This is a genomic window from Macrococcoides caseolyticum (assembly GCF_002902665.1).
Classification (GTDB): Bacteria; Bacillota; Bacilli; order Staphylococcales; family Staphylococcaceae; genus Macrococcoides; species Macrococcoides caseolyticum.
In genome coordinates this window covers 1-8,775 of the sequence record NZ_PPRM01000080.1, presented here as the reverse complement: position 1 = coordinate 8,775, position 8,775 = coordinate 1, and the positions used below count along the sequence as shown (strand labels likewise).

16 protein-coding genes are annotated in these 8,775 nt (G+C 32.3%); 15 read left to right on the top strand and 1 reads right to left on the bottom strand.

Annotation, left to right across the window (positions count from 1 at the left end):
* Window positions 1–472 (bottom strand): helix-turn-helix domain-containing protein (locus tag CD152_RS10050; RefSeq protein WP_240592401.1); only part of this gene is annotated, 472 nt, incomplete at its 3' end.
* A gap of 168 nt (window positions 473–640) precedes the next feature.
* On the opposite strand from CD152_RS10050, the gene CD152_RS10045 reads away from it, so the two are divergent.
* The 15 genes from CD152_RS10045 to CD152_RS09980 all read left to right on the top strand — a co-directional run bounded on the left by CD152_RS10045 (window position 641) and on the right by CD152_RS09980 (window position 8,515).
* The gene (locus tag CD152_RS10045) at window positions 641–847 is read left to right on the top strand and encodes a helix-turn-helix transcriptional regulator (RefSeq protein ID WP_101041984.1); all 207 of its coding nucleotides are present in this window, start codon (window positions 641–643) and stop codon (window positions 845–847) included.
* 33 nt (window positions 848–880) lie between these two features.
* Window positions 881–1,144 (top strand): hypothetical protein, encoded by a 264-nt coding sequence (locus CD152_RS10040; RefSeq protein WP_101041983.1) that lies wholly within the window; start codon window positions 881–883, stop codon window positions 1,142–1,144.
* An 11-nt stretch (window positions 1,145–1,155) separates the two neighbouring features.
* Window positions 1,156–1,317 carry a hypothetical protein gene (locus CD152_RS11960; protein WP_157827323.1) on the top strand — a complete coding sequence of 54 codons (162 nt, stop codon included), beginning with the start codon at window positions 1,156–1,158 and terminating at the stop codon, window positions 1,315–1,317.
* 1 nt (window position 1,318) lies between these two features.
* On the top strand, window positions 1,319–1,525 hold the full coding sequence (locus CD152_RS10035; protein WP_101140790.1) for a hypothetical protein: 207 nt from the start codon (window positions 1,319–1,321) through the stop codon (window positions 1,523–1,525).
* The gene (locus CD152_RS10030) at window positions 1,526–1,828 is read left to right on the top strand and encodes a hypothetical protein (RefSeq protein ID WP_103214742.1); all 303 of its coding nucleotides are present in this window, start codon (window positions 1,526–1,528) and stop codon (window positions 1,826–1,828) included.
* A gap of 45 nt (window positions 1,829–1,873) precedes the next feature.
* Entirely contained in the window at window positions 1,874–2,740 is an 867-nt protein-coding gene (locus CD152_RS10025) for a primase C-terminal domain-containing protein (RefSeq protein WP_103214741.1), read from the top strand.
* A gap of 200 nt (window positions 2,741–2,940) precedes the next feature.
* A complete protein-coding gene (locus tag CD152_RS10020) occupies window positions 2,941–4,257 on the top strand; it encodes a DNA primase family protein (RefSeq protein ID WP_232237410.1) in 1,317 nt (438 codons plus the stop codon).
* Between the two features lie 709 nt (window positions 4,258–4,966).
* Complete coding sequence (locus CD152_RS10015) at window positions 4,967–5,317, top strand: hypothetical protein (RefSeq protein ID WP_103214739.1); 351 nt, start codon at window positions 4,967–4,969, stop codon at window positions 5,315–5,317.
* Window positions 5,318–5,380: 63 nt separating this feature from the next.
* Window positions 5,381–5,572 (top strand): hypothetical protein, encoded by a 192-nt coding sequence (locus CD152_RS10010; protein WP_101041977.1) that lies wholly within the window; start codon window positions 5,381–5,383, stop codon window positions 5,570–5,572.
* Between the two features lie 16 nt (window positions 5,573–5,588).
* Window positions 5,589–6,164, top strand: coding sequence for a hypothetical protein (locus CD152_RS10005; RefSeq protein WP_101143443.1), 576 nt, complete (start codon window positions 5,589–5,591; stop codon window positions 6,162–6,164).
* Window positions 6,165–6,228: 64 nt separating this feature from the next.
* Window positions 6,229–6,726, top strand: coding sequence for a terminase small subunit (locus CD152_RS10000; RefSeq protein ID WP_103214738.1), 498 nt, complete (start codon window positions 6,229–6,231; stop codon window positions 6,724–6,726).
* Between the two features lie 57 nt (window positions 6,727–6,783).
* Window positions 6,784–7,314 (top strand): hypothetical protein, encoded by a 531-nt coding sequence (locus CD152_RS09995; protein ID WP_103214737.1) that lies wholly within the window; start codon window positions 6,784–6,786, stop codon window positions 7,312–7,314.
* A 4-nt stretch (window positions 7,315–7,318) separates the two neighbouring features.
* Complete coding sequence (locus CD152_RS09990; RefSeq protein WP_103214736.1) at window positions 7,319–7,855, top strand: pathogenicity island protein; 537 nt, start codon at window positions 7,319–7,321, stop codon at window positions 7,853–7,855.
* Complete coding sequence (locus CD152_RS09985; RefSeq protein WP_101140782.1) at window positions 7,855–8,172, top strand: hypothetical protein; 318 nt, start codon at window positions 7,855–7,857, stop codon at window positions 8,170–8,172. Before CD152_RS09990 ends, CD152_RS09985 begins: the two co-directional genes overlap by 1 nt.
* Window positions 8,159–8,515: a hypothetical protein gene (locus CD152_RS09980; protein WP_103214735.1), complete on the top strand. Its 357-nt coding sequence runs from the start codon at window positions 8,159–8,161 to the stop codon at window positions 8,513–8,515. The genes CD152_RS09985 and CD152_RS09980 overlap by 14 nt, the downstream gene beginning before the upstream one ends.
* Window positions 8,516–8,775 lie beyond the last annotated feature (260 nt).

The following is an 8,775-nucleotide window of genomic DNA, read 5'->3' as shown; positions in this document are numbered from 1 at the left end:
ACTCTGTATCTTTTTCTTTCAATTTTTCAATAACAGCCCGTCCACTATTTATCATCTGATCAATAATATTATAGATTTCTAATTCGAGATATTTTAAAACATCTTCATATAAAAAGTTATCGTTATTGATTATATGATAAACATTATATTTAAGTGCATTATCCACTATATAAAGTTTTAACATCTCATTTATTTCTTCTAATCTGGTTTTATCTTTATCAATTTCAAGATTTTTAATAATATAACTTTTTAAATCTCCATAAAGTAATTCATTAACCGATATATTACCTAATTCAGCTATACGTTTTAATCTTTCTGGACTTGGTACAGACTTCCCTTTTTCCCACCTACTAACTATACTATCGGATGCCTCGAAACCTTTAAATCTTTGTCCGAATTCTCTCATATTATCACCTAATGAGAGTCGTATATTCTTTATTCTTTTTCCTAATTCATTGTTATTGTCACTCACTTTTACCCTCCTTAAAGTACTACTTATATAAATCATTATCGCACTTTTTTATTAAAAAGAAAAGAAAAATCGACGTAAACCGACGTAATAGGGTTGCGTTTTAGAAAGTTATATGCAATAATATATCTAACGACGCAAACCGACGCGTTATAGTTAGGAGGTGAGAACATGAATAAAGTTGTTGGATATCGTAAAATGATTGGTTTAGCTCAAACTGATCTAGCGAAAGAATTTAATATTTCCGTGCAATCATATAGAAATAAAGAAAAAGGAAGAGTACCATTCAAGCAAAGTGAAATGTTGATTTTTAAAAAATTGTTAATTAATAATGGCTTATTAGATGTAACAATAGATGATATTTTTTTTAACACTTAACCGACGCAAACCGACTTGATAGGAGGACAAAAAATGAAAATCGTGGATTTAGAACCTAAAGTACATGAAACAATCATGAATGATGCAGGTATTAAAGACTTTGAGCCGAAATATGCGAAGTTGTCAGCAATTCCGAAATATCTTGGTGTAAGTCGCTCAACTGCTTTAAGAATTATTCAAACAGCAGAAGAAACAGGATATGAACATATTAGAGTAAGTTTATCGCCAACACTTCAGTTAGTGCGTTTACGTGTCCTGGATGAGTATATAGCTAGTAAGGATAAAAAATGGATGTAGGAGGTAGGATTATGAACGCGCTTATTAAAACGGTCGCATATACACTTATCACCCTATATGTAGCCGACACGTTCGCAAAAAATCATGTTGAGATGCAAACGATATTCTACTTTGGAATGTTGCTTTTAGTAACTTATGAATTATTAAAATTGAAAACATTGGAGGAAAAGTAAAATGACAGAACAACAAATCAAAGAAATTTACAAGCTAGCAGATGTTTTAGAAACAATTTCTGATAATGATGCAGATTTATTTGAGACAGCAATCACTTTGGATAACACTATCTTTCAAGTAGAGTTAGAGCCTTTGGAATATGCGCGAGTTGTCGCTAAAGCAGTTAGTAATCAATTAGTTGAAATAGTAAATATGGAGGAAAAGTAAATGACAAATTTAAACGATGTATTAGTAGATGTGAAAAGTCTCAAATTAAAGGTAGATGCACTTAATAATTTAGTATTTAGCAATTTGGAAGATGCAGAAGATAGATTAGAGCAACAATGGATTGCAGAAGATTTCACATTAAGAATGATGGCAGAGGAACAAACGCAGGACTTATTTATCCTTTCAACAGTGATCAGTGATGTGTGGAAATCATTGGAGAGACTACAAGATGAAATAAAAAAAGCCGATAACACTCATCGTAGCGACCAAACTAACGAAGTGTTACCAGCAACGAACGAGTAATAATGAAATTACTCAACTGTATATTATATATGAAAGTGAGAGTCAATGCTATTGAGTCATAACTCTAATATAAAAATTATACCACATATTAAAGTAAATCACTACAAAAATCTTTATTCTAACTCATTTTTAACAAGAAAAGCACTTACATTTAAAGAGCTAGTTAAATACTTATCAGATGTTAAAGTATCAGATGACAAAGTTAGCAACGGAACTTATATATTGGGCGAAATGAAAGATGCACATAGGAATGATGAGAACGTGCTTAATCGTCATGCACTTGCATTAGATATTGATGATCTACCAGCAGACACAAGCATAGTTGAGGATATTGAGAATATGTTTTCATTCTCTTATATCTTATACAGTACATTCAGTCACAGAGTAGATAAGCCACGTTTTAGATTAATCATTCCATTAAGTAAACCGATAGAAAAAGAGTATTACAAGCCAGCTATCAAATTCTTTGAGAAACAGCTAGGTGTCAAAGTAGATGAAAAATCGTTTACATGGTCTCAATGTATGGCACGAGCAGTGAAACAGTCAGATGATACAGATTTTATATTTAAGTATCAAGACACCTCTTATATCGACACAGACACCCTTATAAGTGGCTTAAAGCAATACATGGATAAAGAGAAACCAACTGATATGAATAACGCTTATAAGCGAGATGATAGTCATTGGGATATAGCATACGGACAACTAAAAGAGGGAGAGGGAAGAAATAACGCTTGTACTTCGTTAGTAGGCTTGTTGTTAAGACGGTATATTCCTTTAAAAGTTACGGTAGCACTTATCCAGCACTGGAATAATTCTCTTATAGATCCATTAAGTGAAAAAGAATTAAGCACAATTATTAAATCAGTCGTCAAAATAGAAACAAAAAGACGAGGTGAACAAGTATTATAGATAATCTATTAAATGAAGTACAACAACAAGCAGAGCAGGATGCACAAGAAGTTGAAGAACTGAAAGAATTACCGTTAAGAAAACGACTGATAAGAATTAGAGAAGTTGAACTCAATAATTTAATTGATATTTGGACTCGCGAGGGTAAAAATGGCAACAAGCCTAAAGCATTACCAACGTGGCTTGTATGCAGTCTGATTATGAAAGAGATACCGTTTGTACTCTTTGATAATGAAGAACATACCAAGATTGCAATGTATCTTGAAACTGATGGCATATACACGCAAAACTATGGAATTATCAAAAAACATTTATCCTGGTTAGAACCATCACTCAATAACAATAGAGCCGATGAAGTAATATACCATATACGCAACCGTGCAAACATACGTGAAAAGACACAACAACCCCACTTGATACCAGTAGGGAATGGTATTTATAACCGTGCTACAGGCGTACTAGAGCCATTTAACAGTGATTATATATTTACTGCCAAAGTAAATACAAACTACGTTGAGAACGCTCCTAAACCTATTATAGATGGTTGGGATGTAGATGAATGGATAAGAGAAATCGCTTGTTATGATGATGAAATTGAAACTCTATTATGGCAGGTAGTTAACGACAGTCTAAACGGTAATTACACAAGGAAGAAAGCTATTTTTCTTGTAGGTGAGGGGAATAACTCAAAAGGCACGTACCAAGACTTTATAAAATATATTGTCGGTGGCGAGAATGTAGCATATCTAAAAATAGATGAATTTGAAAAGCAGTTTAGAACAAGTGTTCTTTTCGGTAAAACGGTATGTATCGGAGATGATGTACCGGTAGGGGTTTACATCGATGACTCTAGTACATTCAAATCAGTAGTTACTGGAGACCCGGTACTTGTTGAATTTAAACGAAAACAACCTTACAGCACAAACTTTTATTGTACTGTCATTCAATCTACAAACGGGATGCCACGTTTTAAAGATAAAACGCATGGTAATTTACGAAGAATATTAATTGTACCATTCAATGCAGACTTTAATGGATCAGTAGAGAACAGAAACATCAAAGACACATACATTAAAGATAAAGCAGTACTGGAATATGCATTATTTAAAGCAATAAAAATGGACTTTGCAAACTTCATAATACCTAAAGCATCACAAGAAAAGATGACATCATTCATGGCAGATAATGACCCCGTTTACGATTTTAAGGTTGCAGTATTTGATGAATGGAATAAAGAATTTAGCATTAAATATTTACCACAAGATTTTGTTTATATGGTTTATGAGAATTTCTGTGATAGAAACAACTATAAACCTTTAAGCGAACGGAAGTTTAAGCAACAATTTGAAAGGTATTTACCGGATGAGTGGGATGGTGGAAATGTTAGAAGAATTACTTCAGATATTCACATCACAACAATATCACGATTAGCAAAACGAGAACATGTCACTTATGATGTAAAGCGAGATAAACCTTATCGTTCATATCAGAATAACAGAATTAAAGCAGTTAATTAAAAAGCTACAGTTTTAAAGAAAAACTACATTTCTAATGTTGGTAATGTAGCATGAATAAACCTAGTCATATCAAGACTTTGAAAGATTTTTGCTACGTTACTACATTATTTTATTAAGTTAATTACAAAAAATAACACTAGGTAAAGAGAAGAGAAGTAAACATTAAACTAACTTTATAAATTTCTGTAGTTTTGTAGCAAAAAGTTAAATAAAGACCGTTGTTATAGGGTTTATAGGTGCTACAGTATTGTGATAATAACTACAGTAATAGTATAAAGTGTAGCAACTCATAAACGAGGTGCAGGATGGAGATTTTGATGAGGGGACAGGATATATAAAAACATACCTCATTGTTATGTATAAGTAACGTAACCCACCAAAGCATAATTAAGTGGCTAAACTGTCTGATGTATGTCATTTTTTTACCATTTCCGTTGGTAATTCACTGTTATTATGAACACTCCTTAGATTAATAACGATACCAAAACATGATTATGTGTATAAAAGATTTATGTATGCATCCCGTACATGCATTTAAGCTACAGGGTACGAAGTCACCTAAACATTATATGTGATTAAACTAGATATGTAGAGGGGATTAGATACCCCCTCACCTTATATAAGACTTAGATACCCTTATATATTGTATTGGATCACCTTCTTTTTAGAATTGTCATATAAAAACAATCAGAAAAAGGAGAGCAAAAAATTGTTAAAACAAGAAACTTTAGAACTAGATGCAAAGATGAGCCAGGAACACTTGGATGTATTAAATATCATTAAGGAATGTAAAGATGATGCAATCACGAGAAAGCAGATTGTCGCATTACTTGGTAAAGACACAACGTACTTTAGACAGTTGAACATTATCATCAATGATCTAGTTGTGATATTTAAAGAGCCTATCGGGTCGGCTAGTAATTCATTAAGAAATGGTTACTTTTATTGTAGAAGTAAAGAAGATTTTTATTTTGCTAAAGCATCTCTATATTCAAGAGTTAGCAGTATAGGGGATAGATTGGAAGTAATAAGAGAGTTAGAAAAAGCAAGAAAGCAATAATGGTAGTTAGGAGGGTTACCCTCCTGGCTTACTACTAATAAAAAATGAAAAGAGGATAATAATATGCACTTTAACAATATTAAGAACGCAATCAATTTATTAAGTATTCCAACAGATATGAAAGAACAGTTATATAAAGCGGTGGAATTAGACGAGGCAACAATTCCAACTATTACAAAAAAAGAAATACTAGCTATTGAAGATGACCAGGAAAGACAAGAGGCAATTAAAAACAATATACATTTATTCCAATAAAAAAGGTGGTTAAACAATGAGTAAAATTGTAGAGAAAAAACAGGAAATAGAAAAGATTAAATCAGAAATTTATAGTTTTATGGATGATAAGAATAATCTTGAAAAAGATATTAACGATCTAAAACGTGAATTTGAAAATTTTGAAGATGAGTACAACGCACTTATATTAAACGGTGAACAAGATAAAGCAGATGCATTATTTGTTAGTCATGAAAGCAAAAGAAAAGAATATGAAACTAAAAATAAGCGTTTAGAAAGTATGAAACTACTGAATGAAGATGAAGTTATTATTAAGAAATGGAAAGAAATATCTATAATTGCAAACAGTTTAGAAGATGAGTACAGAAAAGAACATGATGATGTTTTAACAGATTATTTAAAAGCCAGGGTAGAAGTAGAAAACAAAAAGAAACAACTAGAAGAAATTTCTTATCAACATAAAACATATAATTATGCATTAAATGTAGAATGTGGCGGACATTTTCACGATATAGGCAGACGAGATATACTCACAAATATTGTGAGTCGCGATGTGTTCCCTGAATACTATGTACAAAGTAAGTTAAAACAATACCAAGCTGAACAGCAATAAAAACACTGACTAGCATACCGTTATCGGTGTGCTGGTCTTTAATACTATTTAAGGATGTGAAAAGATGAAACTAACAGAAAGACAAAGGCGTTTTGCAGATGAATATATTATTAGTGGTAATACTCATAAATCATGTATAAATGCTGGATATAGTGAGAAGTACGCAAAAACAAACAGCCATATTATGCTAGAAAATACGAGAATAAAACAATATATAGATGAGAGGTTAAATTTGTTGAAATCAAATAAAATTGCAGAACAACAAGAAGTGTTGGAGTACCTTACAAGTGTATTAAGAGGACAGCAACAAGATATAGAAGTTTTACCATTATCAGTTGGTAAAGGTGTGCAGGAACTAAAGACGATAGAAAAGAGAGCAGACACGAGCGCACGCATTAGATCAGCCGAGTTATTAGGTAAGCGTTACGGTCTATGGATAGATAAGCAAGAAGTAAATACAAATAGTGTTGTGTTCGTTGATAGCATCATGAACGAAGAAACAGAAAAATATATAAATACAAATCATCCTAACGCTACAGTCATTGTTGATGATATACCTTAAGGGAGTGATAAAAGTTAATTTTTACTTATTATTTAGGTGTTTTAGGGAGGTGTTGAGGTGACTAAATTAAGCGAATTAGCATTTTGCAAAGTATCTATACATGATAAATCTAAGGATGCAGTATTAGGGTATTTCAATAAAACAATATTCGTAAACAACCATAGGCACTTTTTAACTATGGAAGGGATGCAGGTAGGCTTTGGTATTCGTGCATTTATTATTTGTCCTAAATGTAAGAAACGTTGTAACGTGCTTTATACGGTCAACCCCTACTATCTAAATGGTGATAGTCTATTCGGTAAAGTGTTGGCTTGTCGTAAGTGCTGGAACTTCAATTATTTATCACAACAGACGACTAAAACAAAGTGGGAATATGAATTGCACAAGATGTTGTATTACGGGATGTTAGTAGATAGTAAATTCCGATTAGATAATGGCTTTGCAACTCAATTCCCAACAAAACACAACAATATTTCATGGCACAATTATATGAAGTACTACAGACAATACAAGCACTATCAAGATATTGCAGGAAACAAGTGGATGAAACAAATACCAGCATCATTAAAAAGATATATTAAGAGGTGAGCCGATGAAGTTAATAAGAGCAGAACACACATTCACATATAAAAGTGATGGCAAGTTATCAGAATATCAGTTATTGAGAGACTTCTCACCAGTGACAATACGCTTAAATGTAGCCTATATGTCGATGCAGATAAATGAAATGTATCATCTTTCAGTAAGTCACACGACTTGTAGCGATGTATTAGGTGTTATAACTATTGGAACGCCAGTAGAAACATTAGCTTGTTGGATAATCGAGCAGAAACAGGCATTAGATCGTTATAAAAAGAAAAGTAATAGAAATATGCATATATTAAAAACGTGCTTATATAAGTACTCTAAAGACGAACAAAGGGAAGTTAAACGTTACCTATCAAGTAACGGAAGATATGGCAATATTAAAGTGATTGAACGTTTAAAGCATGACTTATACCAGGCAACGAACGACGCACGTATAGAGCGTAATAAGGCACGAGAGAGCGAACGTTTAATAAATATATACAAACATACACAACAAGTAAAACAGGCGTTACACACGCAAAGAGAGGTGCTTTCTGTATAATGTTTTTTCCATTGACCGAACATGATTATAAAACTATCGAACTTAGAATAAAGCAGTATCATTCATTAGCAGAATGGCTACATTATCATCCTGGAACAGAGGGAGAGTATATAGATAATGTTAGGCGTATCGTGAACGCTATATCAAAGGTGTACAACGCTTTAGATTTACCTAGCCAGCAGTTATTTAAGTTGTTATGGTGGGAATGTGAGCCGATAGATATTATTGAAGATGTGATGCATGTATCAAAACGAACTATAAACAAGCACAAGAAATTAATACTTGAAAGAATAGGTGCAGAACTTGGCATCGTGTGAACGTAAAGCATTAAAGAATTATATAAAGAATTATCATAAAGTACACAAGCTGATAGATGTTGATGATCTAGATACTAGCGATAACGATTTTTTTGACATTGAAAGTGATACGGGTATGAGTTTTGATGCGATAGTACAGCAGTACACACAAATAAGCGATGTCGCTGGTATCAATAACATAATGGATAAAGTATTAAGAGTGGGGACAGAAAAAGAGATACACATTTTCTTTATGATGCTACAGGGTAGAACGGTCAACGATATGTGTAAAGTATTCGATAGAGGTAGAAGTACTATACACAATTATATTGATAACTTGCTGGATAAAGTAATAGAGGGATAGCCATTAAGTTGGTTATCCTTTATATTTTTTCGAGGCTTATAAAAGTTAACGCTACAGGGTATGTAACTGTGGAGTATTAGATTTATGTAAGAGTTAAATTAATAATAAAACTTTACTTATTATATATATTTAGTAAACTTATAATAAATATATATATGAGGTCTAATTTAATGGAAGAAAACAATCAATTATATAACATAATGAATGATTTTACTGTTTCTTTAATTTCAATGAAGAAAATATCGGAAAAATATTATGAG

Bases quoted from the DNA above. Each gene is read 5' to 3' on its own strand.
- CD152_RS09990 (WP_103214736.1), top strand. From the start codon at position 7,319: ATGAAGTTAATAAGAGCAGAACACACATTCACATATAAAAGTGATGGC.
- CD152_RS10040 (WP_101041983.1), top strand. From the start codon at position 881: ATGAAAATCGTGGATTTAGAACCTAAAGTACATGAAACAATCATGAAT.
- CD152_RS09985 (WP_101140782.1), top strand. From the start codon at position 7,855: ATGTTTTTTCCATTGACCGAACATGATTATAAAACTATCGAACTTAGA.
- CD152_RS10010 (WP_101041977.1), top strand. From the start codon at position 5,381: ATGCACTTTAACAATATTAAGAACGCAATCAATTTATTAAGTATTCCA.
- CD152_RS10035 (WP_101140790.1), top strand. From the start codon at position 1,319: ATGACAGAACAACAAATCAAAGAAATTTACAAGCTAGCAGATGTTTTA.
- CD152_RS10000 (WP_103214738.1), top strand. From the start codon at position 6,229: ATGAAACTAACAGAAAGACAAAGGCGTTTTGCAGATGAATATATTATT.
- CD152_RS11960 (WP_157827323.1), top strand. From the start codon at position 1,156: ATGAACGCGCTTATTAAAACGGTCGCATATACACTTATCACCCTATAT.
- CD152_RS10045 (WP_101041984.1), top strand. From the start codon at position 641: ATGAATAAAGTTGTTGGATATCGTAAAATGATTGGTTTAGCTCAAACT.
- CD152_RS10025 (WP_103214741.1), top strand. From the start codon at position 1,874: ATGCTATTGAGTCATAACTCTAATATAAAAATTATACCACATATTAAA.
- CD152_RS10005 (WP_101143443.1), top strand. From the start codon at position 5,589: ATGAGTAAAATTGTAGAGAAAAAACAGGAAATAGAAAAGATTAAATCA.
- CD152_RS10020 (WP_232237410.1), top strand. From the start codon at position 2,941: ATGAAAGAGATACCGTTTGTACTCTTTGATAATGAAGAACATACCAAG.
- CD152_RS10030 (WP_103214742.1), top strand. From the start codon at position 1,526: ATGACAAATTTAAACGATGTATTAGTAGATGTGAAAAGTCTCAAATTA.